The 25250-nt window shown below is 66.0% G+C and carries 19 protein-coding genes; 1 reads left to right on the top strand and 18 read right to left on the bottom strand.

What is annotated here, in order from left to right; translation table 11 throughout:
* Positions 1–436 precede the first annotated feature (436 nt).
* The 4 genes from AB4Z16_RS11615 to AB4Z16_RS11600 all read right to left on the bottom strand — a co-directional run bounded on the left by AB4Z16_RS11615 (position 437) and on the right by AB4Z16_RS11600 (position 9668).
* The gene (locus AB4Z16_RS11615; RefSeq protein ID WP_441511500.1) at positions 437–1894 is read right to left on the bottom strand and encodes an efflux transporter outer membrane subunit; all 1458 of its coding nucleotides are present in this window, start codon (positions 1892–1894) and stop codon (positions 437–439) included.
* A 135-nt stretch (positions 1895–2029) separates the two neighbouring features.
* Complete coding sequence (locus AB4Z16_RS11610) at positions 2030–5305, bottom strand: efflux RND transporter permease subunit (protein ID WP_441511499.1); 3276 nt, start codon at positions 5303–5305, stop codon at positions 2030–2032.
* On the bottom strand, positions 5302–8415 hold the full coding sequence (locus tag AB4Z16_RS11605) for an MdtB/MuxB family multidrug efflux RND transporter permease subunit (RefSeq protein ID WP_441511498.1): 3114 nt from the start codon (positions 8413–8415) through the stop codon (positions 5302–5304). The genes AB4Z16_RS11610 and AB4Z16_RS11605 overlap by 4 nt, the downstream gene beginning before the upstream one ends.
* On the bottom strand, positions 8412–9668 hold the full coding sequence (locus AB4Z16_RS11600) for an MdtA/MuxA family multidrug efflux RND transporter periplasmic adaptor subunit (protein ID WP_441511497.1): 1257 nt from the start codon (positions 9666–9668) through the stop codon (positions 8412–8414). The genes AB4Z16_RS11605 and AB4Z16_RS11600 overlap by 4 nt, the downstream gene beginning before the upstream one ends.
* 179 nt (positions 9669–9847) lie before the next feature.
* On the opposite strand from AB4Z16_RS11600, the gene AB4Z16_RS11595 reads away from it, so the two are divergent.
* Positions 9848–11581, top strand: coding sequence for a SulP family inorganic anion transporter (locus AB4Z16_RS11595; RefSeq protein ID WP_441511496.1), 1734 nt, complete (start codon positions 9848–9850; stop codon positions 11579–11581).
* Here AB4Z16_RS11595 and AB4Z16_RS11590 read toward each other — a convergent pair.
* The 14 genes from AB4Z16_RS11590 to AB4Z16_RS11525 all read right to left on the bottom strand — a co-directional run bounded on the left by AB4Z16_RS11590 (position 11578) and on the right by AB4Z16_RS11525 (position 25057).
* Complete coding sequence (locus AB4Z16_RS11590) at positions 11578–12519, bottom strand: TIM barrel protein (RefSeq protein WP_441511495.1); 942 nt, start codon at positions 12517–12519, stop codon at positions 11578–11580. The two genes, AB4Z16_RS11595 and AB4Z16_RS11590, sit on opposite strands and share 4 nt — an antisense overlap.
* A 30-nt stretch (positions 12520–12549) precedes the next feature.
* A complete protein-coding gene (locus AB4Z16_RS11585) occupies positions 12550–13293 on the bottom strand; it encodes a glycerophosphodiester phosphodiesterase family protein (protein ID WP_441511494.1) in 744 nt (247 codons plus the stop codon).
* Positions 13294–13319: 26 nt separating this feature from the next.
* Positions 13320–14198, bottom strand: coding sequence for an ABC transporter permease (locus AB4Z16_RS11580; protein WP_441511493.1), 879 nt, complete (start codon positions 14196–14198; stop codon positions 13320–13322).
* Positions 14199–14209: 11 nt separating this feature from the next.
* The gene (locus tag AB4Z16_RS11575; protein ID WP_441511492.1) at positions 14210–15139 is read right to left on the bottom strand and encodes an ABC transporter permease; all 930 of its coding nucleotides are present in this window, start codon (positions 15137–15139) and stop codon (positions 14210–14212) included.
* Between the two features lie 11 nt (positions 15140–15150).
* On the bottom strand, positions 15151–16134 hold the full coding sequence (locus AB4Z16_RS11570) for an ABC transporter ATP-binding protein (protein ID WP_441511491.1): 984 nt from the start codon (positions 16132–16134) through the stop codon (positions 15151–15153).
* Positions 16131–17141 (bottom strand): ABC transporter ATP-binding protein, encoded by a 1011-nt coding sequence (locus tag AB4Z16_RS11565; protein ID WP_441511490.1) that lies wholly within the window; start codon positions 17139–17141, stop codon positions 16131–16133. The genes AB4Z16_RS11570 and AB4Z16_RS11565 overlap by 4 nt, the downstream gene beginning before the upstream one ends.
* Before the next feature lie 82 nt (positions 17142–17223).
* Positions 17224–18858: an ABC transporter substrate-binding protein gene (locus AB4Z16_RS11560; RefSeq protein ID WP_441511489.1), complete on the bottom strand. Its 1635-nt coding sequence runs from the start codon at positions 18856–18858 to the stop codon at positions 17224–17226.
* A gap of 348 nt (positions 18859–19206) precedes the next feature.
* Positions 19207–19974: an ABC transporter permease gene (locus AB4Z16_RS11555; RefSeq protein WP_441511488.1), complete on the bottom strand. Its 768-nt coding sequence runs from the start codon at positions 19972–19974 to the stop codon at positions 19207–19209.
* Positions 19975–20030: 56 nt separating this feature from the next.
* Positions 20031–20984, bottom strand: coding sequence for an ABC transporter permease (locus tag AB4Z16_RS11550; protein WP_441511487.1), 954 nt, complete (start codon positions 20982–20984; stop codon positions 20031–20033).
* Positions 20985–22511, bottom strand: a complete 1527-nt coding sequence (locus AB4Z16_RS11545; protein WP_441511486.1) for an ABC transporter substrate-binding protein — start codon at positions 22509–22511, stop codon at positions 20985–20987.
* 95 nt (positions 22512–22606) lie between these two features.
* The gene (gene nikR / locus AB4Z16_RS11540) at positions 22607–23044 is read right to left on the bottom strand and encodes a nickel-responsive transcriptional regulator NikR (protein WP_441511485.1); all 438 of its coding nucleotides are present in this window, start codon (positions 23042–23044) and stop codon (positions 22607–22609) included.
* A gap of 102 nt (positions 23045–23146) precedes the next feature.
* A complete protein-coding gene (locus AB4Z16_RS11535; protein WP_441511484.1) occupies positions 23147–23803 on the bottom strand; it encodes an urease accessory protein UreF in 657 nt (218 codons plus the stop codon).
* Positions 23804–23845: 42 nt separating this feature from the next.
* Complete coding sequence (gene ureG / locus AB4Z16_RS11530; protein WP_441511483.1) at positions 23846–24496, bottom strand: urease accessory protein UreG; 651 nt, start codon at positions 24494–24496, stop codon at positions 23846–23848.
* Positions 24497–24559: 63 nt separating this feature from the next.
* The gene (locus AB4Z16_RS11525; protein WP_441511482.1) at positions 24560–25057 is read right to left on the bottom strand and encodes an urease accessory protein UreE; all 498 of its coding nucleotides are present in this window, start codon (positions 25055–25057) and stop codon (positions 24560–24562) included.
* Positions 25058–25250: the final 193 nt, after the last annotated feature.

Below are 25250 nucleotides of genomic sequence, written 5' to 3'. Positions count from 1 at the left end.
CTCCCGCGCTGGCCATGACAGATGCCGCCGGGGCCGATCGCCCGGGCGGTTCGCGCAGTAACGCGGAACCGGGCGAATTGATCCGTCCTTCCGCCCTTCCCGCGTGGCAGCATCGCCCAAGTGAGGCCATAGAACCACACCCCACCCTGCCAGGGCCCGTCAGGACCATAGGCGTGACCTGGCAGCCGACGCGAGTGATACCTCATCGACCGAGCTTGCCGGCCATTGAGCGAGGTTCCTGATCGCCAGAGGTGGGTAAGAGAGGACAGAGATCGATGCTGCCAAAAGATTGCGTAGCGGAGAGAACGTCTGCTGCTGGAGGGGGACCGGTTTCGTGGACCCCGTCGAAGTCAAATCCGAAGTGCCGATGCAGGTCTTGAATCTGCAGATCCTGCGCGGGTTCAGGGCGATCGCCGCCCAGGCAGACGCCGCTCGATCAAAGAGGCGGATCGCGGGTCCATCCGCCGCCCAATGCCTGAAACAGGCTCGTCGCGGCAAGAAAGCGGCTTAGTCTGACCTGCGCCAGATTGTCCTCGGCGGTGAAAAGCGTTTGCTGGCTCTGCAATACGCTGATGAGATTCGCCGTGCCGCCGCGCAGCTGCGCTTCCGCCACTTCGAAGGCCCGGCGCGCGCTGCTGACGACCTCCGACTGCAGCCTTTCCTGCCGGGTCGTCTGGGTCAGCGCCACGAGTGCCTTCTCGACATCGGCGAAGGACGAGAGAACCGATTGACGGTAGGCCTGCAGGGCCTGCGACTGCGCGCCCCTCGCCTGGTCGAGCTGGCTCTGCAGCAGCCATCCGTCGAAGATCGGCTGCGTCAAGCCGGCAGCCAGCGTGTAGTACCAGGCGCCCGGCCCAAACAGCGAGGCGAGCGCCTTGCTCTGGAAGCCGGCATCGCCCGTCAGCTGGATCTGCGGAAAGAAGGCTGCCCGGGCCGACTCGACGCTGAAATTCGAGGCGGCGAGCTGTGACTCGGCCTGCAGCACATCCGGCCTGCGGCGCAACAGCTCCGATGGCAGCCCCGGCGTCACGCGCGGCACCGAGACCTTCGCCATGCCACCGCCGATCACTGTGAAATTCGCAGATGCCCGGGCGAGCAGGAGGGCCAGGGTCACGTTGCTCTGAGCCGCGGCAAGCTCGAGTGGCGGGACCGCCGCCTTCTGCGTCGCGACGAGCGTCTCCTGTTGGGAAAGATCCAGTTGCGACACCGTTCCGGCGTTGAACTGCTGCCGCACCAGAGTCAGGATCCGCTCGGCCGCGGCGACGTTGCCGCGGGCGATCCGCAAGCGGTCATTGGCCGTCAGAATCTGGAAGTAGGTATTGGCCACGCTGACGGTCGTGCTGAGGGTGACGACGTCGCGATTGTACCGGGCCGCGATGGCATCTTCCTGCGCGGCAAATAGGGTCGCGCGGTTCTTGCCCCAGAAGTCGATCATGTAGCTCGCCGTCAGCCCGACGTTGACCTGGGACCTCGTGCTGGACCCCGAGCTGCCGCTGGTCGTGGCCAGCCTTATCCGCTCCGTATTTCCAACTCCGGTCACCGTGGGGAGCAATGGCGCGCCGGCGATGCCGGCCTGCGCATCCGCCTGGACGATCTGCGCAACCGCGACCGCGATATCCAGGTTGGCGGATTGTGCGGCTTCGATCAGGCTCGTGAGCTCGGCGGAGCGGAAGCCGCGCCACCAGTCGAGGCCGGGCAGCGCGGCGTCCGGGCTTCGGTTTCCGCCCCGGTAGCTGGCAGGCACCTCCAGATCGACCGCCGGATTCTCGCTGCCGAGAATGCAACCCGACAGGCCAAGCGCAACGGCGATCGATGCGCCGATACCGCGCCAGCGGAACGACGGCTTGCGCCTTGCCAAGACGCAAACCGAAGCGGACGCGACGCCGTCACGCATGCATGAACTCCTTCGCCAATCCTTGGAGTTCATCCGATCGCACCGCGAAGCGATAGACTCGGCCAGGCAACAGCAAATGTTTTTGCATCATGAGACGTCGCCGCGCTCGCTCCGGCGCCTCGCCGTCTCGCCGCGTCATGCCGTGAGATCCGCGACCGGCTGAGGGGGACGCCTGCGCAGATTCCCGCACCAGGCGCGGAAGCGGTCAGCGTAGAGATAAACGACCGGCGTCGTGTAGAGCGTCAGAATCTGGCTCAGGACCAGACCGCCGACGATGGCGATGCCGAGCGGGCGCCGCAGTTCGCCGCCTTCGCCGAAGCCGATCGCGAGCGGCATCGCACCGAACATCGCTGCCATCGTCGTCATCATGATCGGCCGGAACCGCAGCAGGCAGGCCTCCTGAATGGCATCGAACGGAGACAGGCCGCGATGGCGCTGCGCGTCGAGCGCGAAGTCGATCATCATGATCGCATTCTTCTTAACGATGCCGATCAGAAGGATCACCCCGATCAGCGCCATGATGCTGAATTCGACTCCGAAGGCCATCAGGGCGAGCAATGCGCCGACCCCGGCGGAGGGCAGCGTCGATAGGATCGTCAGCGGGTGGACGAAGCTCTCATAGAGCACTCCCAGCACAAGGTAGATCGTCACCAATGCCGCCAATATGAGATAGGGCTGGCTGCCCAGGGAGGCCTGGAAGGCGCGGGCCGTCCCCTGATAGGTGCCGTGGATCGTGGCGGGGACGCCCAGCCGGTTCATGGCAGCCTCGATCGACTCAATTCCCGTGCTCAGCGACACGCCCGCCGGGAGGTTGAACGAGATGGTATTGGCGACAAGCAACCCCTGGTGGTTGACGGCCAGCGGCGTCGCGCCCTGTCCGAAATGTGCGATCGCCGAGAGCGGTATCATCGTCTCCTGCACCGTGCTGACCGCCGAACCCGTCGAAACCGCCCCCTTGCCGGTAGCGCCGATGGAGTTGGTCGCGAGATTGCGCGCCGCATCGGCCGCGACGCTGCTCGCCGTGGTCGATTTGCCCGCGGCCACGACCGTGCCGGCGACCGCATTGGTTGCCTGAGAGCCCCCGACCGACCCGCCGGCGGTACTGATGAAGACCTGCTTCAGCGTTTCCGGATTCTGCCAGAACCGCGGCGCCACCTCCATGATCACGTGGTATTGGTTGCGCGGGACATAGATGGTCGACACCTGCCGCTGGCCGAAGGCGTCGTAAAGGGTGTTGTTCACCTGCGCCATGGTGACGCCGAGGCGCGCGGCGGTGTCGCGATCGACGATGACATTGGATTCCAGCCCCTTGTTCTGCTGGTCGCTGTTGACGTCGGCGAGTGTCGGCAGCGCCTGCAGTGCGGCTGCGATCCGCGGCGTCCATTCCGCAAGATCCTCCAGGGTCGAGCCTTGCAGGGTGTATTGGTACTGGGCATTGCCGGCCCGGCCGCCGACCCGGATATCCTGAACCGCCTGCAGGAAGAGGCTCGCGCCGGGCACGACTGCCAGATTCCGCCGCAGGCGCGCGATCACCTGGTCGGCCGAGACGACGCGTTCGGCGAGCGGCTTCAGCGCGATGAAGACGCTGCCGGAATTGGTCTGCCCGCCGCCGGTGAACCCGACCACCGTGTCGACGGCCGGGTCGGCCTTGACGATCGAGACGAAGCGCGAAAGCTTCTGCTGCATCAATTGGAAGGAGATGCTCTGATCGGCCTGGATGGCACCGACGATGCGCCCCGTATCCTGCTGGGGAAAGAAGCCCTTCGGAATAGTGTCGTAGAGATAGAGGTTGAGGCCCAGCACAGCCGCCAAGACCAGCATGACCGCCCCGGGATGGCCAAGCGCGGCTGTCAGCGTTCGCCTGTATCCATCCAGCATCCAGGCGAAGACCCGCTCGCTGCCGCGATATAATCGGCCATGCCTGAGCTCGGCGTTTCTGCGCAGAAGCACGGCGCACATCATCGGCGTCGTCGTCAGCGAAATCAGCAGCGAGATCATGATCGCCAGCGAGGTTGTCATGGCGAATTCACGAAACAGCCGGCCGACGATCCCCCCCATCAGCAGGATCGGAATGAACACGGCGACGAGCGAGATGCTCATCGACAGGACCGTGAAGCCGACCTCCTGCGCGCCCTTGAGCGCGGCCGCGCGCGGCTCCATCCCGCTCTCCACATGGCGCGCGACGTTTTCGAGAACCACAATGCAGTCGTCGACCACGAAACCCGTCGCGACGGTCAAGGCCATCAGCGACAGGTTGTTGAGGCTGTAGCCGAGCAGGTACATCGCCGCGAAGGTCGCGATCAGCGATACGGAGACGGCCACGACCGGCACGAGCATCGACCGCCAGTCGCGCAGGAACGCGAACACCACGGCGATCACGAGCAGGATCGCGATCACCAGCGTGCGCTCGACGTCCTGGAGCGAAGCCCGGATCGTCGTGGACCGGTCGACCGCAGGCGCGAGATCGATGGCGGGGGAAATCGAGGCCCGCAGCGTCGGCAGGAGCGCCTTCACCCGGTCGACCACACCGATGATGTTCGCGTTGGGTTGCCGGAACAAGACGAGGAGAACGCCCGGCTTGCCGTCGACGAGCCCGGCATTGCGCAGATTCTCGACCGAATCCGTCACTTCCCCGATATCGGACAGCCGGATGGGGGCGCCGCCGCGATAGGCGATGGTTAGAGAGCGATACTGTGCCGCCTTTTCCGCCTGGTCGTTGGCGTAGATCTGGTAGCGTCGATCGCCGACATCGATCCCGCCCTTGGGGCTGTGGGCATTGGCGCTGGCTATGGCGGCACGGACATCCTCCAGGCCGATGCCGTATTTATAGACGGCCTGCGGATTCAACTCGACCCTGACGGCTGGCAGCGAGCCGCCGCCGACGAGGACCTCGCCGACACCCTCGACCTGAGACAGCTTTTGCGCGAGCACCGTGGTGGCCGCGTCGTAGAGTTCGCCCCGGGTCTTGGTATCCGAGGTCAGCGTCAGGATGAGCACGGGGGCGTCCGCCGGATTGACCTTTCGATAGGTCGGATTCGCACGGAGGCTTGCCGGCAGGTCGGCGCGAGCCGCATTGATCGCAGCCTGTACGTCGCGCGCAGCGCCGTCGATATCGCGGTTCAGGCCGAACTGGAGGGTGATCCGCGTTCCCCCGACCGTGCTTGACGAGGTCATCTCCGTCACATTGGCGATCTGGCCGAGATGGCGCTCCAGCGGGCTCGCGACGGTCGCCGCCACATCTTGCGGGCTGCCTCCCGGCAACGTGGCCTGGACCGAGATCGTCGGGAAATCGACTTCCGGGAGCGGCGAGACGGGGAGTTGGAAGAAGGCGACGGCACCCACCCCTGCCAGCCAGGCGGTCAGCAGCGTGGTCGCAACCGGGCGGCGGATGAAGGTCCGCGACGGGTTCATGGCCCAGGCACTTCGTGGGACGGCGGCAGGGCCAACCGGGCATCGGTGGCGCCGACGGCCAGCCGATCGAACCAGAGATAGATGACCGGCGTCGTGAACAGGGTCAGCAGCTGGCTGAGCAGCAGCCCGCCGACGATCGCGATACCGAGCGGATGCCGGAGTTCGGAGCCCGCGCCGGTTCCGAGCATCAGCGGCAGGGCCCCCAGCACGGCAGCCATCGTCGTCATCAAAATGGGCCGGAACCGCAGCAGACAGGCCTGACGGATCGCCTCGCGCGGTGTCCTCCCCTCGTTACGCTCGGCGTCCAGCGCAAAATCGATCATCATGATCGCGTTTTTCTTCACGATGCCAATCAGCAGGATGATGCCGATGATGGCGACGATGGTGAGTTGCTGGCCCGCCATCATCAGCGCCAACAATGCGCCGATGCCCGCCGACGGAAGCGTCGAGAGAATCGTGAGAGGGTGGATGAAGCTCTCATAGAGCACGCCCAGCACGATATAGACCGTCACGATCGCCGCGAGGATGAGCAGGATCTGGTTCGACAGCGACGACTGGAAGGCCTGCGCTGCGCCCAGGAAGCTGCTGGTCACGCTTTCCGGCAGGCCGATTTCGGCCTGGGCCTGCCTGATCGCAGTCACGGCTTCGCCGAGCGAGGTTCCGGGTGTCAGGTTGAAGGAGACCGTGGCCGAGGGAAACTGGCCGAGATGCGAGACCTGGAGCGGTGCGGTGCCCTCGCGGATCCTCGCGACGACCGCCAGCGGGACAGGTCCACCGCCCACCGCCGACGGCAAATAGATCGCCGAGAGCGAACGCAGGGAGGTCTGCAGCAGCGGATCGGCCTCCAGGATGACACGGTACTGGTTCGCATTGGTGAAGATCGTGGAGACGATGCGCTGACCGAAGGAATCATAGAGCGCGTTGTCGATCGTGGCCGGGGTGATGCCGAAGCGGGCCGCCTGGTCGCGGTCGATGTCGACGAAGACGGCGAGCCCTCGTGCGGAGATGTCGCTCGCGACCTCGGCGATCTGCGGCAGCGCCGCCAGCCGCTCGACCAGTTTCGGCGTCCATTCGGCGAGCTGAGCCGCATCGGCATCCTGCAGGACGAACTGGTACTGCATGCGGCTGACAATGCCCTCGACCGTGAGGTCCTGCACCGGCTGCATGTAGAGCGAGATGCCCGGCAGCGCGGCCGTGCGCTGTCGCAGGCGCTCCATCACCGCCGCGATGTTGGATCTGCGCTCCTCGTGAGGCTTCAGGTTGATCAGGATGCGCCCGCTGTTCAGCGTGCTGTTGGTGCCGTCGACCCCGATGAAGGAGGACAGGCTGGCGACATCGGGATCCTCCAGGATCGCGGCGGCGAGCGCCTGCTGCCGGCTGGCCATCGCGGCGTAGGAAACGGACTGCGGCGCCTCCGTGATGCCCTGGATGACCCCGGTGTCCTGCAGCGGGAAGAAGCCCTTGGGGATGACGGCGTAAAGGTACCCCGTCAGCCCGAAGGTCCCGAGCGCGATCAGCAGCACCAGCGTCTGCCGATCGAGCACCCAGTCCAGCATGCGGCCATAACCCGCAATGATGCTGTCGAAGGCTTCCCGGCTGACGCGCTGGAAGCGGTTCTCGCGCGCCTCGGCGGCCGGCTTCAGAAGCTTGGCGCAGGCCATCGGCACCAGCGTCAGGGAGACGACGGCCGAGATCAGGATCGTCACCGCCAGCGTCACCGCGAACTCGCGGAACAATCGGCCGACCACGTCGCCCATGAACAGCAGGGGGATCAGCACCGCGACCAGCGAGACCGTCAGCGAAATGATGGTGAAGCCGATCTGCTCCGAGCCGCGCAGGGCGGCCTCGAGCGGGGAATCCCCCTCCTCGATGTAGCGCGAGATGTTCTCGATCACGACGATCGCGTCGTCGACGACGAAGCCGGTCGAGATGGTCAGCGCCATCAGCGTCAGGTTGTTGAGGCTGAAGCCCATCAGATACATCGCGCCGAGCGTCCCTACGAGCGAGAGGGGAACGGACAGGCTCGGGATCAGCGTCGCGCGCGGGCTGCGCAGGAAGACGAAGATCACCAGCACGACGAGCATGACCGCCAGGGCGAGCTCGTATTCGACGTCGCGGACCGAGGCCCGGATGGTCACCGTGCGGTCGGTCAGAATCGTCATGTCGACGGCTTCCGGCAGCGACGCCTTGAGTTGCGGTAGCAGCGCCTTGATGCTGTCGACCACCGAGATGACATTGGCGCCCGGCTGACGCTGGATGTTCAGAATCACAGCCGGCGTCGCATTCATCCAGGCACCGAGCTTGTCGTTCTCGGCGCCGTCGACGACCTCTCCGACATCGCTCAGCCGAACCGGAGCGCCGTTCTTGTAGGCCACGATCAGGGAACGGTAGCCGTCGGCGGAGCGGATCTGGTCATTGGCATTGATCGTCGAGGCCCGCATCGGCCCGTCGAAACTGCCCTTGGGCGTGTTGATATTGGCATTGCCCAAGGTGGTGCGCAGGTCGTCGATGTTCAGGCCGTAGGCGGCGAGCTTGCGGATATCGGCGCGGATCCGCACGGCGGGGCGCTGGCCGCCGCTGATGGTAACGAGACCGACCCCGGGAAGCTGCGAAATCTTCTGCGCCAGCCGTGTATTGGCGAAGTCCTGCACCTGCGTCAGCGGAACGGTGGCGGAGGTCAGACCGAGCGTCAGGATCGGCGCGTCGGCAGGGTTGACCTTCGCGTAGATCGGAGGCGCCGGCAGGTCCGCCGGCAGAAGGTTGCCGGCGGCGTTGATAGCGGCCTGAACCTCCTGCTCCGCCACGTCCAGCGAGATGTTCAGGTCGAATTGCAGAGTGATGACCGAGGCGCCGCCCGAACTGACCGAACTCATCTGGTTCAGGTTCGGCATCTGGCCGAACTGCACCTCGAGCGGCGCCGTCACCGAGGAGGTCATCACATCGGGGCTGGCGCCCGGATAGAAGGTCTGCACCTGGATGGTGGGGTAGTCGACCTCGGGCAGAGCCGCCACAGGGAGAAACCGGAAGGCGAGGATGCCCGAGAGCATGATCGCCACCATCAGCAGCGTGGTGGCCACGGGCCGCAGAATGAAGGGCCGGGACGGGCTCACGGGCCTGGCCTCGCGCCCGTGCGGCGGCCGGAGCCCGCGGCCTGCGGCGGCGTTGCGTCGGGCGGCGCCCGCACGCTGATCCTGGCGCCTTCGCGCAGCTTGTCGGCGCCGTCGATGACGACCGCGTCGCCCGGCTTGAGGCCCGACAGGATCTCCACATGATCGCCATCGGTCACGCCGAGCTCGACCTTGCGAACCGAGACGGTGTCGTTGGGGTTGACGATATAGACGAAGGTGCCGGGCACGCCGCGCTGGACGCCCGCCGACGGGATTTGCGTCACGCCCCTGCGCGTGTCGAGCAACAGGCGGATATTGACGAACTGGTTGGGATAGAGCGATCGCTCCCCGTTCCCGAAGGTCGCGCGCAACTTGATCGTGCCCGTGGTGGGATCGATCTGGCTGTCGAAGGTCTTGAGGGACCCATCCGCGAGTTTCGTCGTGCCGCCGCGGTTGAAGGCCTGGACCGGCAATGTCGCGCCCGCCCGCAGGCGCGCGGCGATCGCCTGGAGATTGTCCTCCGGCAGGGTGAAGAGCACGCTGATCGGCTCGAGCTGCGTGATCACGACGATGCCGCTGGCGTCGCCGGCCGTGACGTAATTTCCCGCGTCGACCTGGCGTAGACCGGCGCGCCCGTCGATCGGCGAGACGATCCTGCAATATTGGAGATTGACCTCGGCGGCCGTGACCTGCGCGTGATCCGCCGCGACCGTGCCCTCATATTGGGCGACCAGCGCGACCTGCGTATCGAGAGTCTGATGCGGCACGGCGTTCTGGGCTGAAAGGCTCCTGTAGCGCTGCAGGTCGACCCGTGCCCCGCTGAGCAGCGCCTCATCGCGCGCCAATTGCCCCTTCGCCTGAGCCAGAGCGGCCTCATAGGGACGTGAATCGATCTCCGCGAGCAGATCGCCCTTCCGGAGATCCTGCCCCTCCTCGAAGTCCACCGCCAGGAGCTTTCCTGCGATCTGGGACCTGATCGTAACGGTCGCGAGAGCAGTCACGGTACCGAGAGCATCGAGGTTGATCGCGATATCGCCTTGCGTCGCTTGCGCGGACACGATCGACATCGCTGGAACGCTGCGATTGGACCCCGCTGGCTTCTCGCCGCCCGGTCGCACCCACCACCACAATCCGAGCCCTGCCGCGACCAGCGCGATCAGCACCAAACCAGGAAGGCCGGCCCGCGACTTCCGCGAGACCGCCGGCGAACGATCCGTGGCAGGAGCTAAGGCCGGGAACTCGGGCTTCTGGTTCATCGCTGCACCGATGCCGCATAGAACGCCCGCAGGATGCTATACGCATTTGCGCGGCGCCGCACATGAAACAGGCGTAATCCAGCGTTAATCTAGCCCGGAACGACGCGCTTCAGCCTGCATGAGGCGAACTGCTATGGTTGCTGCCGCATCAGCTTCGCATGCAACGACGGTGGCCGGTCATGCCAAGCAACGCAGCCCTCGCCGGATCGGAACAGCGCTCTTCCGGAGGCCCGTCGCATCCCAGGGATCTCGGGCGGAATGTGCTGGCGGGTTTGACGCTCGCGGCGATCACGATCCCGGAGCAGATGGCAACGGCGCGCCTCGGCGGCTTTCCAGTGCAGGCGGGGTTATTCGCCTTCGTCGCAGCGACGCTCGGTTTCCTGCTGCTGGGAGCCAGCCGTGTCCTCACCGTCGGCGCCGATTCGACGATCACCCCCATCTTTGCCGGCGCACTCGCCGCGCTTGCGGCGGGGGGCATCATCGCACCGACGGCTGCGCCGACCCTTGCCGTGCTGGTCGGCGTCCTCCTTCTGGGGGCCGGCTTCCTGCGCTTTGGCTGGATCGCGGATCTTCTCTCGACGCCGGTCGTGTCCGGCTTCCTGGCCGGCATCGCAGCCCATATCGTCGTGTCCCAGCTCCCGAGCCTGCTGGGGCTGAATGTGCAGGCGAGCAGTCTGCCTCCCCGGCTGGCGGAAATCTGGGCGGCGCGTGCAGGTAGCAATCCGTTCTCGGTCATGCTGGGTCTCGGCGTGCTGGCCGTCATCGTCGCCTGCGAAAAGCTCGCAGCCTGGCTGCCCGGCGCGCTGATCGCCTTCGCCTTGGCGACGGCGGCGGTCGCCGCTCTCGGTCTGGAGAGCCGCGGCGTCGCAGTGCTCGGCTCGTTGCCGACGGGGTTGCCGCCATGGCCCGGCTTCGATCTGTCCTGGGCCGATTTGCGGTCTCTCATTCCGCTGGCCCTGATCATCGCGCTCATCGTGATGATGCAGACGGCGACGGTCAGCCGATCCTTCCGCGATCCCGATGGGCGCGAGCCCGATGTCGGGCGTGATTATCTCGGACTGGCGGGTGCCAATCTGCTCGCCGGCCTGGCAGGCACCTTCCCGGTTAACGCCAGCCCGCCGCGGACGGCCATCGTCGTCGAGAGCAGGGGCCGGAATCCCGTCGCCGGTCTCGCCGCCGCGGCGCTGGTTCTGGGTCTCGCGCTCTTCGGCGGCGATGTTCTCGCCAATGTCCCGGAAGCGGCCTTTGCCGGCGTCCTCTTCTTCGTGGCCGGGCGGATTGTGAGGGTGGGACTGATCGCGCAGATCGCGCGCCAGAGCCCGCAGGAATTCGCCCTCGTCCTGCTGACCGCTTTTGCCGTTTCTCTGCTGCCGATCGAAAGCGGCGTGGCGATCGGCATCGGCCTGTCGCTGTTGCACGGCATCTGGATGACGACCCGCAGCCATCTGGTCGAGTTCGGTCGGATCGCGGGCACGACGATCTGGTGGCCACCGGGGTCGGGGCAGCCATTGACGACGCTGCCTGGCATCCTCGTCGCCGGCTTTCCGGCGCCGTTGCTCTTCGCGAATGCGTCAGGTTTCCAGCAGGAGCTGGTCGATCGGCTCGCAGCGCAAAAGCCGAGGCTGGTGGTCTTGGAGGCCAGCGGCATTGCCGCCATCGACTATACGGCGGCGCAGTCGCTGCTCGCCGTAGCCCGGGCCTGCGAAGCGCAGGGAGCGGCCTTCGCGATTGCGCGGGTGGAATCCGCACGGGCCCGCGAAGCGCTGGAGCGCTTCGGCATTATCCGCGCGATCGGAGAAGACCGGATTTTCCACAGCGTCGACGAAGCTGTTACCCGGCTTGGCGGTGTCCTTCCTAAATCTTGGGACCTCGCCACCCCCGCCGATCCGGCGCGTAGTGAGCGGCAACCCTAGACGGTGGCGTAAGGCGCTGGCGCGTTGGTCGACCTCGACGCGTCGTTGACCGCGTTCAGAGCCATCAAATGCTTGGCGCGCTCGAGGCAGGCCGGCTGCTCGCTGCGATAGCGCCGGCCGATCTCCATCATCAGGACGGTGCCGGGCAGGAACGTCAGCTCGGAGAAGATTTCGTCCCAGTCGATATCGCCCCAGCCAAGCGGCATGTGCAGGTCGCCGATGCCGAGCGCCGTGTATTCCTGCAGATGATAGCCCTTGTAGAACGCGGTTGGCCGCCCGAATGAATCATGGACGTGCAGATGGCCCGCGACGGGCGCCATGGCGCGAAGCTGCTCGCGGAAGTCGAGCCCCTTATAGGTCGCCTCGATATAGGCGTGGCTGAAGTCGATCAGGGCGACCAGATTGGGATGGTCGACGGCCCTCACCGTCTCCGCGATCCCAGCCGGTGTCTGACGGTATTGGCCAGCCTCCGTTGTGAAGATGTTCTCCAGCGCGATGCGCACGCCGTAGGATTTCGCGAATTCGGCAAGTTCGTGCAGAGCCTCGCGTTCCCGCCGGTCGGCATCAGCCCTTTCGAAGAGCTGCTCAGCGCGCAGAAAGCCGCCGTGATGGACGAGGATCCGCGAGCCGACCCGATCGCAGAGCTGGACCAGCGCTTTCGCCGCCTCGAGCTGATAGCGCAGCGTGTCCGGGTCCATGAAGTTGGACGAGACCAAGCCATGCATCGAGTAATTGAACGGGAACTGGGCTGTCAGCCTTGCGAGCCTGTCGGCGCGCTCCTCGATGATGCGCCCGCCCGCAATGAGATCGATGCTGGTCGGTGTCAGCTCGACCGTCTCCACGCCGAGATCTGCGAGACGCTTGAGATCGCTTTCCAGGCTGTCGAGTTCGCCGTCCGTCGAGGCGGCGACAAAGCCGGTCGAGATGATGTGATTCATGGAGGTCTCCAGTCGAAGCAAACTCAAGGATCAGGCCGTGATCGTCTCGCGCAGCGCGAGCGCCAAATCGGGGCTGTCCGAAGTCATGCGGCCGATATTGCGCCCGAGCCAATGGCGGATTCCAGCTTCGTCGTTGACCGTCCACACGCAGAGGCGGTCGAGTGCGAGCCTGCTTCGGATCAGCTCCCACTCGGCGTCCAGCAGCTCATGATGAACAGCCACGATCTCGGCCAGATCCTCGACGCGGTCGAGGAAGGCGGGGAGCCCACCCTGTCGCGCGGCCCAGGCAGCATTGACCGAGACGAGGCGAGCGACCTGCGGGGCATGGCGTCGGCATTCCTCCAGCACGGAGGTGTCGAAGGACGTCAGATACGACCGCTCCTCGATGCCGAAACGGGCCAGCTCGGCGGCCACGCGCGGGGCGATGCCGGGATAGGGAGTTCCGGTCTCGTCAATCTTGATCTCGACATGCAGCTCGATGGCCTTTGCGGGCGCCAGGATTTCGAGCACTTCCGCCAAGGTCGGGATGGTCTCGTCGGTGTCCTTAAGCTTCATGGCCTTGCGCGCTTCGGCCGATAACTCGCGCACCGGCCCCGCCCCCTCAGCGGTGCGGTCCAGCGTCGCGTCGTGGATGACGACGAGTTCGCCGGCCTTCGTCAGATGCACGTCGAACTCGATGCCGTCGACGCCGAGCATCAGCGCGTTTCGGAAACCGGTGAGCGAATTCTCCGGCCAGAGATTGCGGGCGCCACGATGGCCTTTGATCAGGGTCATGCCAATTCCCTCGGAAAGCGGCGTCTCTAGCGGATGGTCGGGTCGAGCTTGTCGCGCAGCCAGTCGCCGACCAGCGAGATGGAGAGCGTCGTCAGCATGATGACGATGGCGGGGGCGAGCATGATCCAGGGCGCGCGCGTGAGATATTCCCGCCCGAAGCCGACCATGTTGCCAAGGCTCGTTTCGGGTGGCTGCACGCCGAGCCCCAGAAACGAGAGGCCGGATTCCATCAGGATGATCTCGGGGAAAGTCAGCGTCATCGACACGATCAGCGTCGAGGCGACATTGGGCAGGATATGGCGCAGATAGACCCGCGTCGGCGTAGCTCCGAGCTGGACAACAGCCGCAGCATAGCCCTGCGCGCCGGCGGAGATCGCAAGGCCGCGCGCGATGCGCGCATAGCGCTCCCAGCCATAGAAGCCCATCAGGCAGACCAGGAGCACCATCGACGAACCGAAGAAGGCGAGCACCGCCAGCGACATGATGAGGAATGGCAACGCCGCCTGGAAATCGGCCAGAGCCAGCACGACATGCTCGACCGTTCCGCGAAACTGCGCCGCCAGGAAGCCGAGCAGCGTGCCGAAAAACGCCGAGAGCAATGTCGCTCCAAACGCGATCACCAGCGAAATGCGGATGGACTGGATGAGCCGCGAGAGCACATCGCGGCCGAGTTCATCGGTGCCGAGCAGATGCCTGAGACCGCCCGGCGCCGCGAGTCGGCTGGCCAGGTCCATGGAGGTGATGTTGTAGGGGCGAATCTGATCAGCGAAGGCGGCAACGATGATCATCGCCAGCAGCCAGATCACGCCAAGGCCGACTGTCAGGGGAAGCTTCAGCCGCAGAAGCGCGACAAAACCACCCCTCGGTTCAGAGGATGGTGCTTCGTGGAGATCGATGGCAGCCATGGGGTTTTTCCTCAATGACCGGAGGCCTGCGCGCGCAAGCGCGGGTCGAGCCAGCCATAGAGCAGGTCGACGACGAGGTTGGAGACGACCATGGCCGCGGCGACGATCAGCAGGATGCACTGCACCACGGCGAGATCGCGGTTCCCGACCGAGACGACCAAGAGCCGCCCGATCCCCGGCCAGGAGAAGATCGACTCCACCACCACGGCACCGGCGATCAGCGAGCCGACCATGAAGCCGACGATGGTGACGATCGGCACCGCCGCGTTCGGCAATGCGTGCCCCAGGACCACCTCGCGCCATTTCAGCCCCTTTGCGGAAGCCGTGCGAATATAGGGCTGGCCCATCACCTCGATCATCGCGCTGCGCGAGAAGCGGGCGAGGATGCCGATGCCGCCGATGCTCATTGTCAGGGTCGGCAATATGCCGTGCACCCAGGTGTCCTGTCCGCCGGAGGGCAGCCAGCGCAATGTGATCGAAAAGATCAGCACCAGCACCAGGCCCATCACGAAGGACGGGATGGTGAAGCCGAATACGGCGGCGAGCATGACGCCGCGATCGGTGAAGCTCTGGCGGTGCAGCGCGGCATAGACGCCCGCAGGGATGCCGATGATCAGCTTCAGGATCAGCGCCGGCAGGGTCAGCTGCAGGGTCGCCGGCACGCGCTCCAGCACCAGATTCAGGGCGGAGGCCTTGTCGCGCATCGACATGCCGAAATCGCCCGAGAAGATCGCTTTCAGATAGGCGACGTATTGCACCCAGAGCGGCTGATCGAGGCCCCAGGCCTTGCGGAAGGCGGCGAGGGATTCCAGCGGCACGTCGGGGCCGAGCATAACCTGCGCCGGATCGCCCGACATACGCAGCACGACGAAAGCGAACGTCACCACCGCCAAGATAGTGACAAAGGCGCGGAACAGGCGGACGAGAGCGAAGCGGAACATGGCGCCCTACCCTATGCGGCTGCAAGTGCGGGTTCGCCCGTCAGGACGTGGCAGGCTGCTGTCCGCCCCTCGCCGATCCGGCGCAACTCCGGCACTTCCGCCCGGCAGACGTCGCGCGCCAGCGGGCACCGTGGATGGAAGGCACAGCCGGAGGGCCTGTTGGCCGGGTTCGGCGGCTCCCCCTGCAGAATGACGCGCCCCTGCAGCTGCTTGCCAGGCTCCGGCACACTGGAAACGAGCGCTCTTGTGTAAGGGTGCTGCGGCGACCGGAAAAGCACATCGGAGGAGGCCCCCTCGACGATGCGGCCCAGATACATCACGGCGACCCGGTCGGCGATGTTGCGCACCACCTTCAGGTCATGGCTGATGAAGACCATGGCGATGCGGGTCTGATCCTGCAGGTCGCGCAGCATGTTGACGACCTGCGCCTGGATCGAGACGTCCAGCGCCGAGACCGGCTCGTCGCAAACCAGGAGCCTGGGTTTTGAGGCGAGCGCGCGGGCGATGACGGCACGCTGCCGCTGGCCGCCGGAGAGCTCGTGCGGATAGCGCCCGGCCTGATCCGGCCTCAGGCCCACAGCGGCCATCAGCTCCGCCACTCGGGCCCCGCGTTGTTCTCTCGGCAGCAGATCGTGGATCTCCAGCGGTTCGCCGATCTGCGCGGCGATCGTCAGGCGACGGTCGAGCGCCGCGAGCGGGTCTTGATAGACGAACTGCATACTGGCTCTGAGCGCCCGCCATGCGCCCGTATGGAGCGCCGGCATCGGCTGCCCGTCGTAGAGCACCCTTCCCTCCTGCGCGTCATCGATACCAAGCAGCATGCGGCCGAGGGTGGACTTGCCGGAGCCGGATTCTCCGACGATGCCCAGCGTTTCGCCGGGCATAACGGTGAGCGAGACGCCGTCCACCGCGCGCACCGGCACCGAGCGACCAAAGAGGCCGCGTCGGATCTGATAAACGCGCACAAGCCCGCGCGCTTCGACGAGCGGCGTCATGCCGGCACCCCCTCGGCAATTCGGGCCGGAACCGGCGCGGCGGGGGGAACCGGGCGGATGCAGGCGAGCTTGCGCCCATTGTCGAGAGCCAGCAGCGGCGGGCGCGCCTCGTGGCAGGCGTCCGCGACGCGCGGGCAGCGCGGCGAGAACGAGCAACCCTTCGGCAGATGCTGCGGATGGGGCACCGTGCCCGGGATAGGGCGCAGCCGCTCGCGCCCGCCATCGAGGCGCGGGATCGCGTCGAACAGACCACGTGTGTAGGGATGGCGCGGCTCCGCGAAGAGACCGGCGACGCGCCCCTCCTCGACGATGCGCCCGGCATACATGACGCAGACGCGCTCGCAGACCTGGCTGACGGCGCCGAGATCATGGCTGATGAAGACTGTCGCCATGCCCGTCTCGCGTCTCAGCCGGGCCAGCAGATCGAGAATCTGGGCCTGGATCGTGGCGTCCAGCGCCGTTGTGGGTTCGTCGGCCACGAGGACGTCCGGCTCCCCGGCCAGCGCCATCGCGATCATCAGGCGCTGGCACTGGCCGCCCGAAAACTCATGTGGGTAGAGGTCGAAGCGGCGGCGGGCGTCGGGGATGCCGACCATCTCCATCAGCCGCAGCGCCTCGGCGCGGGCCGCCTCGCCGCGAAGACCGCGATGGACGGCAAGCGCCTCGACGATCTGCCGGCCGATGCGCAGCACCGGGTTGAGCGAACTCGACGGGTCCTGGAAGATCATGGCGATCCGTCCGCCGCGCACGCCTTCGAGGACAGAGCGTGCCCCGCCGATCAGCTCCTGTCCCTCCAGCTTCACCGAACCGGAGACCGCGGCCTTGCCGGGCAAGAGGCCCAGCGCCGCCAGCCAGGTGACCGACTTGCCGCAGCCGGACTCGCCGACCAGGCCAAGCGCTTCTCCCCTGCCGACGTCCAGATCGATGCCATGGAGAACCTGCACGCCGTCGAAGGCGACCGTGAGGCCGCGCAGTTCGACGAGTCTGGAGTCGGCTGTGCCGAACATGCCCATAGCCATTCCGTCGTTTCAGAGAATGTCGAAGTCTCCGGCGGCCTTCCGGCCGCCGGAGATCATCACCGAGGGCCGATCAGATGGCCCAGTTCGCCGCGCGGAAGTCCATGGCGAAGGCCGGTGCAGCCTTCCACTTCAGCGAGGATTTCATGCCGGTGAAGACCGCGTTCTGGTGCAGGACCTGATAGGCCGGGTCCTCGCGCTCGCAGATCTCGAGCATGCGAGCGATGGCCTTCTTGCGCAGCGCCCGGTCGGTCGAGGTTTCCATGACCACGGAGAGCTGGTTCATCTCCGCGTTGGTCCAGTCCTTCATCTGCTGGAGCTCGCCGTTCGGGCCGTACTGGACGACCATCGGCGTGATCGGATCGTTGATGTTGTTCGAGGCTGACCAGTCGCGCACGCCCTTGACGCCGTTGCGATCATGGATCTGGCCCCAGTTCTCCTTCATCTCGATCTCGACGTTTAGGCCGACCTGCTTCCACATCTCGACCATGATCTGCCCGTTGGCGGTCTGGTTCGTGTAGTAATTGTTGAGCAGGCGGAAGGGGATGCGGTCCCCCTTGTAGCCGGCCTGTTTCAGCAGGTCGCGGGCGAGCGCGGGGTTGAATTCCGGCGCCTTCCAGCCTTCGATGAACATGTCCGTGGCCCGGAAGGACTCGAACTGCAGGCCGGCGGGGACGACGGTCTTGCCGGCCCAGAGCGCATCGACGATCGCCTGACGGTCGATCGAATGCGTCATGGCGCGGCGCACCAGCGGGTTCGCCAGGACCGGGTTCTCGATGTTGAAGACCGAGACGCGATGGTTCCAGATGGTCGAGCTCTGCACCTCGAAGCCCGGCGCTTTCTGGATGGTCGCGATCTGGTCAGGCGGCAGGTCGCAGGCGAAGTCGTACTCGCCCGAGAGCAGACCGTTGACGCGCGACGCGACTTCCGGGACCTCGACGAAGCGGATCTGCTCCAGCGGCGGGCGGCCGCCCCAATACTGGTCGAAGGCAACCAGCGTCAGCGAGACGTCCGGCCTGAACTCCGCAACCATATAGGGGCCCGTGGTGACCGGCTTGCGCGCCCAATCGGTGTAGCTCTTCGCCTCGTCCCAGGCGCGGCGATTGGTGATCTGGCTGCCGGCCGAGTAGAGGCGACCTTCAAGCGTCACGTCGGGCGTCGCGTTGTGGAAGCGCACGGTATACTTGTCGACGGCCTCGACGCCGGCGAGCGCCGGCCAGAGGCGGCGCGCGATGCCCGGCACGGAAGCCGGCAATTCCTTGACCGTGGTCGGCTTGTGATCGTCGGCGAAGATGGTCTTGCCGCCCTTCGGCTCGGTGTTGCCGAACAGGCGCTCCTTGGAGAAGGTGAACACGACGTCGGCAGCGGTCAGCTCGTCGCCATTGTGGAACTTCACGCCCTGGCGCAGCTTCAGCTCCAGCGTCTTGTCGTCGATGCGCTTCCACTCGGTGGCGAGACCGGGGAGCGGGCCCTGGTTGCCCATCCAGTCGCGCAGGATCAGGCCTTCCCACAGGTTCGGAAAGAAGACGCGTTCGCCGACATTGGACTGCTCGTTCCAGACGTCGAGCGTGCCGTTGATGGTGATCTTCTGCACTGCAATGGTGATGGAACGCCGCTTGCCCTGGGCAAGGACCGGGCGCGGCAGAATCAGGGAGCCGGCAGCCGCCCCGAACAGGCCGAGCGCGCCGCGTCGATTGATAGGAAGCACAGGGAGTCTCCTTCGGTCGCAACCGGCCTGGAAGGGGTCACGGTTGAATTTGCAGGAGGGCTCTAGGTCCGCGATTTAACATTCGCATGAAGGTTCGGACGGGTGCGGGGCCGGGCTCCGTCGACGTCCCGCATGAACCCGCCGGATCGGCTTCGCGCAAGCCGGCGGGGATGATCTCGATCGGCCTTCCGAACCGGCCAAAACTGACGAGAAAAATTTCGCTTGTCGGCCGGGCCATGGCCGCGAGTGCATTTCCGCAAGGCCGGGAAACATGGCTCGAAGGCGCCCAGCGCGGGACAACGCCTCATATTCCGCAGAACGCCGGCTATCGCGCGTGCGCCATCCTCTTCAGCGAGGCGATTGATATCGTCCACCGCGAACGTCGTCTGCCTCCCGCCGGCCGAAGCCGCGTGCCATCCAGAGCGCGCATGCCGTCAGCAAGAAGAGAAAAACACCTGGCGCGATCACGAGCCACGGCGCCCGCGAGAAATAGGGCCGTGCTTCGGCGATCATCGTTCCCCATTCCGGCGTCGGTGGCGCAACACCGATTCCCAGAAATCCGAGGGCGGCAATGTTCAGGATGTTGTGTCCGAACTGAAGGGCCAGCAGCCCGGAGAAGACAGGCAGGAGCTGGGGCAGGATGTGCCTCCTGACCAGGTACAGCCGCCGCCCTCCTGCGGCCCGGGCGGCGGTGACGAAATCGCGTTCCCGCAGCGAAAACGTCGTGGCCCGTGCGATCCGGGCATATTTCACCCAGCCTGCCGTGGACAGGGCGAGGACGAGCGAGAGCCCGCCACCGCCGAGATAGACCGACAGGATCAGGGCGATCACGATCTGCGGCAGCGCCGTCAGCACGTCCATCGCGAAGGTCAGGGAGCGGTCGAGCGTCCCGCCGATCGCGGCGGCCAGCGTGCCGATGCCCAGGCCGATCGCGAGGGACAACGCCACGATTGCCAACGAAAGGCCGATATCGAACACGAAGCCGTGTGCAATCCGGGCGAGCACGTCGCGGCCGAGATGGTCGGTCCCGAGGGGGAATTCCGCTCCGGGCGGCCGCAGGCTGTCGCGAAGCGAGCCGTCGAGGGGATCGCGCAGCAACCCGCAGCCGATCGGCACCAGCAGAAGCGCCGCCAGCAGGATGAGCGGCCAGGCTGCCCTCCAATGCCGCGTCATCATGCCCTCCCGTCGAGCTCGATGCGCGGATCGATCCGCGCGACGGCCAGATCGGCGGCGAGATTGACCGTGGACACGGCCAGCGCGATCGCGCCGATCGCGCCGAGAAAGGCTGGGCCATCATGGCTGTCGAGCGCCTCGGTCAGGTAGCCGCCCAGGCCGGGGATCGAGAATAGCCGCTCGACCACCACCACGCCGCCGATCAGGAAGGCGAATTGCAGCGCGAGATAGGGAATCAGCGGCACGAGCGCGTTGGGCAGGGCGTGGACGAGCAGGACCCTGCCCTCGCCCAGCCCCTTAGCTCGCGCCGTTGCTATGTGAGGGGCGTCGAAAGCCTCGCTCAGGGCATCGTCCAGCAGAATGGCGTTGAAGCCGAACTGGCCCAGAGCCAGGACGGCGACCGGCAAGACCAGATGCGCCCAGCCCGCGAAGCCGCTGACCGGCAGCCAATCCAGACCGATCGCGAAGAGTATGATCAGAAGCGCGCCGAGAAAGAAGGCGGGCAGCGCCACCGAACAGACGGCGAGAAGCTCGAGCCCCCGGGCGGCGAGCGGCGTCGCGACCGAGCGCTTCAAGGCGACGAGCCCGAAAGTCAGGACGAGCGACGAAAGCGTCGCCAAGATGGCGAGGAGGCCGGTCGCGGAGAGACGCCAGCCGAGCTCGGTCGCGACCGGCCGACCGGTCCGGATCGAGTGGCCGAGATCTCCCCCCAAGGCGCCGAGAAGCCAGCGGCCATATTGCACGACCAGAGGGGCATCGAGGCCGAAGCGCCCGGCGATGGCCGCGACATCCGCCCGCGAGACGGCCGCTGTCTGGTCCCGGACGAAGACCCGCGTGAGGATCACCGCTGCCGGCTCTCCCGGAACCAGTCGCAGAAGCACATAGGTCAGAAAGGTGGCGGCCAGGACGATCGTGACCGCCAGCGCCAGCCTCCTGACGACATAGGCCGTCATCTAGGGAGCGACCGTCATGCGCGGATCGAGCATGTAGTCATGGGCGATCGGATTGAAGGCGTAATTGGCGATGCCAGGCTTCATCACGACGTTGACGCCGTAATGCGCGATGGTCAGGCAGGGCTCGTCCGCGGCGACGATGCGCTGGACGAGGTTGTAGGCGGCAGTGCGTTCGGCTTCGTCGCGCGTCGTCAGCACCGTCGCGAGAGCCTGGTCGACCTCGGCATTGGCGTAGCCCCAGCTATTGATCACCCCCTTCGAGTGATAGGTCTGGCGCAGGTAGAAATCCGGATGCGGATACATGGCCGTCGCCAATGCGGCGAGCCTGGCATCGCCGGGCTTCATCTCCCTGGCGATGGCGGCGAAGGTCGTGACCTTTATCTCGACGGGCACCCCCAGCTTGCGGAGCTGGTTCTGGAGTGCCCCGGCGATCGGCACGAGCCCTGGTCGCTGCGCATAGGTGTATAGGGTGAAGCCGAGCGGCTTGCCGTCCTTCGCCATGACGCCGCCCGGGCCCGGCGCATATCCGGCTTCGGCCAGCAGCTTCCGAGCGGCCGCGAGATCAGGCTTGGGCAGGACGATCGATCTGTCGGCGAAGGCCATCGTGTCGGGAAAGGCCCCGATGCCCGCGCGGCCCATGCCGAACAACACGTATTGCACGATCTCTTCCCGATCGATGGCGAGCGAGAGCGCCTTGCGGATGCGGGCGTCGGCGAAGGGCGTATCCTTGAGACTGCCGAAGCTCAGCACGTAGTTGCGGGCGGTGACGTTGCGCGAGACGGTGAAGCCCTTTCCCGCGAGCATGTCGAGGTCGCCATAAGGGACCTCCGAGGCGAAATCGACGCTCCCCTTCTGCAGTTCGAGCGAACGTGTGGTCGGATCGGGAATTCCGCGGAAACTGATCGCGGGGATCGCAGGCTTCTCACCCCAATAACCATCGAAGCGCTCGGTGGCGAAGCTCTGTGCGGCCGGCTGCCAGGCCGAAATCCGGAAGGGGCCGGTGCCGATCGGGCGCTCGATCGCGCCATCGTCCAACCGTGGCGAAGCCGGCGACACGATCGCCGCGCTCGAATAGACCAGGGCCGCGGGTAGCGCCGGGAACGGCTCGGAAGTGGTGATCGCAACCGTATTGGTATCGCGCGCCGCGAGATCGGCGATCCTGGTGTAGCTTCTGACGGTGCCGCTTCGCTTCAGCGTGTCGGACAGGCTCGCGACCACCGCCTCGGCCGTCAGCGCCGAACCGTCATGGAATCTGACGCCCTGCCGCAGCTTGAAGAGCCAGACCGTGTCGCTTTCGCGCGTCCACGATATGGCGAGCCCCGGCCCGAGCGTGAAATCCGGGTTGCCGGCCACCAATGTCTCGGTGACCATCGCCTTTTCCTTCATCAGGGTGCCGTCCTGAGAAGGGTCGAGCGTGGGAATCTCCCAGATCTCGGCCACGCGCAGCGGCCGCTCCTGTGCGGCTGCGACGGAAGCGACGAACAGCGCCCCAATCAGAACCAGCTTGCGCAGATGGGCGCGAGGCATGAGGTGCCACCGTATGACGTTTTCGTCCAAAATTCATACGGCAGCGGCGGCGGGCTGTATCGCTGAAATGTTGAGCAGCACGGAGCCGAAAATGCTCAGTGATCGTGCTCGTGAGGATGCCGATCCTCGGTTGCGGTCGCGTCGGGCAGGATCTGAAGATGACCGTGCCGGACGCCGCGCTGGCTGATGACGCCGTCGGCAAAGGCGCGGACTTCACCGCTCGCTCCACGCAGCACCGAGACCTCCAGGCATTCATGTCGATCGAGATGGACATGGAGGGTGGCGACCGAGAGGTCGTGATGGTCATGCTGCCGATTGGTCAACCTGCGCGCGAGATCCCGCGTCTCGTGATCGAAGACATATGCCAGCGTCGCAAAGCAGGGAGCGGCGGGGTCGGTGGCGGTCTCCGTCCGGGCGGCATGGCGCAGAATGTCCCGGATCGCCTCGGAACGGCTGCCATAGCCTTTCGATACGCTGAGCGTATCGACGAATGCGAGAAGTTCTGCATCGATGGTGATCGTGACCCGTTCCACTTGCACCCCTATTCCGACCCCACGGCCCGGCTGGAAAATTGAGCGAGCACCCGACATTTGCGAGACGCAGATCGCTCGCGTCAGGCGCCGGTGTTGCCGCCTCTAGGATTGAAAGAGACGGCTGTATTGCGTTTCGTGCCAGGCGCTCGCCATGGCCAAGGCCGGGGACAGGCTGCCGATCTCGTCGTCGCCGATCGAGCGAGCGCATTCAGCCGCTTCCTCGATTGCGCCCGCGGCCTCGATGAGGATGCGCTGACCGGCGGTATGGCCGAGGGGGACCAGCCGGATCGCCGCGTTCACCTGTCCTTCGACATAGATCCACAGCAGGCCGCTCAGCGCCGCCGTCGGCGCAATGCACCAATGATGTGCGGCCAGGGCAAAAGCCCCCGCGAACGACAGCTCGCCGGCACAGTGGCCCGCGGCCGCGGGAACTGCGAGATCGGCGAGGAGACGCAGAAGCGCCTCGCCCAGACGCCTGTCCTCGAGCTGGAATTCGCGGCTTTCGCGCCCCGCCGCGAGCCAGGCGTTGGCCGCGCGGAAGCGCTCAACGTCGCCGGCGGCCAGAGCGTTCGCCATGCGCCAGAACAGCGCGCCGTCCAACTGCGCCACATTCGTCCGGAGCGTGCCCAGTATCCAGTCGCCGGCGGTCCTCTCGTCACGAACCCAGCCGGCCGTAACGGCTGCTTCGAGGCCGCGAGAATAGGAGAATCCACCCACCGGCAAGCCCTGGCTGACCAGGCGCAGCAGATGCAGCGGCATGGTTTCCGGTCTCGGCGGCTGATCCGGCGCAGCGCCCATCGCTCACGCTCCCGCCGGGGCGGCCTCAGCCGGACGGCCCTCGAACAGCCCGCCCTGCTCGACGATGAAGTCGACGATGCCGTCGACGCCATGGCCGCGCGAAAGATCGGTGAAGCCGAAGGGCCGAGCTCCGCGCATCCGCGCCGCATCCCGCAGCATCACGTCGAGGTCGACATTCACATAGGGCGCGAGGTCGCTTTTGTTGATGACGAGGAAGTCGGAGCGGGTGATCCCCGGCCCGCCCTTGCGAGGGATTTCTTCGCCCTGGCAGACGGAGATGACGTAGAGCGTCAGGTCGGCAAGGTCGGGCGAAAAGGTCGCCGCCAGATTGTCGCCACCGGATTCGATGAAGACGATGTCGAGATCGGGAATCCGGCGATTGAGCTCGGCGATGGCCTGCAGGTTGATCGAGGCGTCCTCGCGGATCGCCGTATGCGGGCAGCCGCCGGTTTCGACGCCGACGATGCGATCCTCGGGCAGTGCCTGGAGGCGTGCCAGGATCATGGCGTCCTCCTTGGTGTAGATGTCGTTGGTGATGACGGCGATCGAGAACTTATCCCGCATCGCCTTGCACAGCTTCTCGGTCAGCGTGGTCTTGCCCGAGCCGACGGGACCGCCGATGCCGACGCGGAGAGGACCGTTCTTTGATATCATCGGTGCAAATGCCCTCGGGTTGGAAACCGGGCGAGCTTGCATGCAAGCTTCGCTCCGCCGGCTTCAGCCATGGTGATGATCATGATCCCCATGGCCGTGGGAATGCCCATGCGCGTGGCCATGGCCGGAATAGGCGCCGCGCACAGGGGTGAACGCCGAGGTGATCTCCTCTACGGCGGCGCCCAGCCCTTCGAGCATCGCCTTGATGACGTGATCGCGCAGGATCAGTATCCGGTCGGCCTCGATCGCCGCGGCCAGGTGACGGTTGCCGATATGCCAGGCCAGCTCGGCGACATGCAGGGCATCGCGGCCGCGGACCGCATAGAGCGGCTCTTCCGCGGCGGCGATCTCGACGACGCCGCTGCCTTCCAACAGCAACTCGTCCCCATCCGCGAGCACGACCGTGTCGGGGAGATCGATCAGAATCTTCCGTCCGTCCTCGAGCCCGATCGCTCGTCGGCGCAGGTGGCGCTCATCGTGCGGGAGAACTGCCCTGCCGAGCACCGGTTCGTGGCTTGGACCGCTCTGCGAAGCTCGCCTGACCGCAATCGCCTTCAACATATCGCCTCTCGCAGCCTGTGCCCCTCGCGGCGCTGGGACCCGTTCCGAGCCGGACGGGCTTTCCGCCGCCAAGGCAAGCGGAGGGCCAATGTCCCGAAACGACGTTCCCTGCCGCATTTGGTGGCTCTTCATCCCTGGCCAGGCAAGAGTCATGGTGGACCGGCAACGCCGAAACGGCGGGCATATGGCGCCG

Source organism: Allobosea sp. TAF32 (genome assembly GCF_052113585.1).
Classification (GTDB): Bacteria; Pseudomonadota; Alphaproteobacteria; order Rhizobiales; family Beijerinckiaceae; genus Allobosea.
Note: the sequence above shows the minus strand (reverse complement) of the source record. Positions and strands in the feature narration are given on the sequence as shown.

Coding starts and splice junctions, on each gene's coding strand:
- AB4Z16_RS11575 (WP_441511492.1), bottom strand. CDS start 15,139: ATGTTCCGCTTCGCTCTCGTCCGCCTGTTCCGCGCCTTTGTCACTATC.
- AB4Z16_RS11600 (WP_441511497.1), bottom strand. CDS start 9,668: ATGAACCAGAAGCCCGAGTTCCCGGCCTTAGCTCCTGCCACGGATCGT.
- AB4Z16_RS11595 (WP_441511496.1), top strand. CDS start 9,848: ATGCCAAGCAACGCAGCCCTCGCCGGATCGGAACAGCGCTCTTCCGGA.
- AB4Z16_RS11525 (WP_441511482.1), bottom strand. CDS start 25,057: ATGTTGAAGGCGATTGCGGTCAGGCGAGCTTCGCAGAGCGGTCCAAGC.
- AB4Z16_RS11580 (WP_441511493.1), bottom strand. CDS start 14,198: ATGGCTGCCATCGATCTCCACGAAGCACCATCCTCTGAACCGAGGGGT.
- AB4Z16_RS11610 (WP_441511499.1), bottom strand. CDS start 5,305: ATGAACCCGTCGCGGACCTTCATCCGCCGCCCGGTTGCGACCACGCTG.
- AB4Z16_RS11565 (WP_441511490.1), bottom strand. CDS start 17,141: ATGTTCGGCACAGCCGACTCCAGACTCGTCGAACTGCGCGGCCTCACG.
- ureG (WP_441511483.1), bottom strand. CDS start 24,496: ATGATATCAAAGAACGGTCCTCTCCGCGTCGGCATCGGCGGTCCCGTC.
- AB4Z16_RS11535 (WP_441511484.1), bottom strand. CDS start 23,803: ATGCCGCTGCATCTGCTGCGCCTGGTCAGCCAGGGCTTGCCGGTGGGT.
- AB4Z16_RS11615 (WP_441511500.1), bottom strand. CDS start 1,894: ATGCGTGACGGCGTCGCGTCCGCTTCGGTTTGCGTCTTGGCAAGGCGC.
- AB4Z16_RS11550 (WP_441511487.1), bottom strand. CDS start 20,984: ATGACGGCCTATGTCGTCAGGAGGCTGGCGCTGGCGGTCACGATCGTC.
- AB4Z16_RS11590 (WP_441511495.1), bottom strand. CDS start 12,519: ATGAATCACATCATCTCGACCGGCTTTGTCGCCGCCTCGACGGACGGC.
- AB4Z16_RS11570 (WP_441511491.1), bottom strand. CDS start 16,134: ATGACGCCGCTCGTCGAAGCGCGCGGGCTTGTGCGCGTTTATCAGATC.
- AB4Z16_RS11545 (WP_441511486.1), bottom strand. CDS start 22,511: ATGCCTCGCGCCCATCTGCGCAAGCTGGTTCTGATTGGGGCGCTGTTC.
- AB4Z16_RS11585 (WP_441511494.1), bottom strand. CDS start 13,293: ATGACCCTGATCAAAGGCCATCGTGGCGCCCGCAATCTCTGGCCGGAG.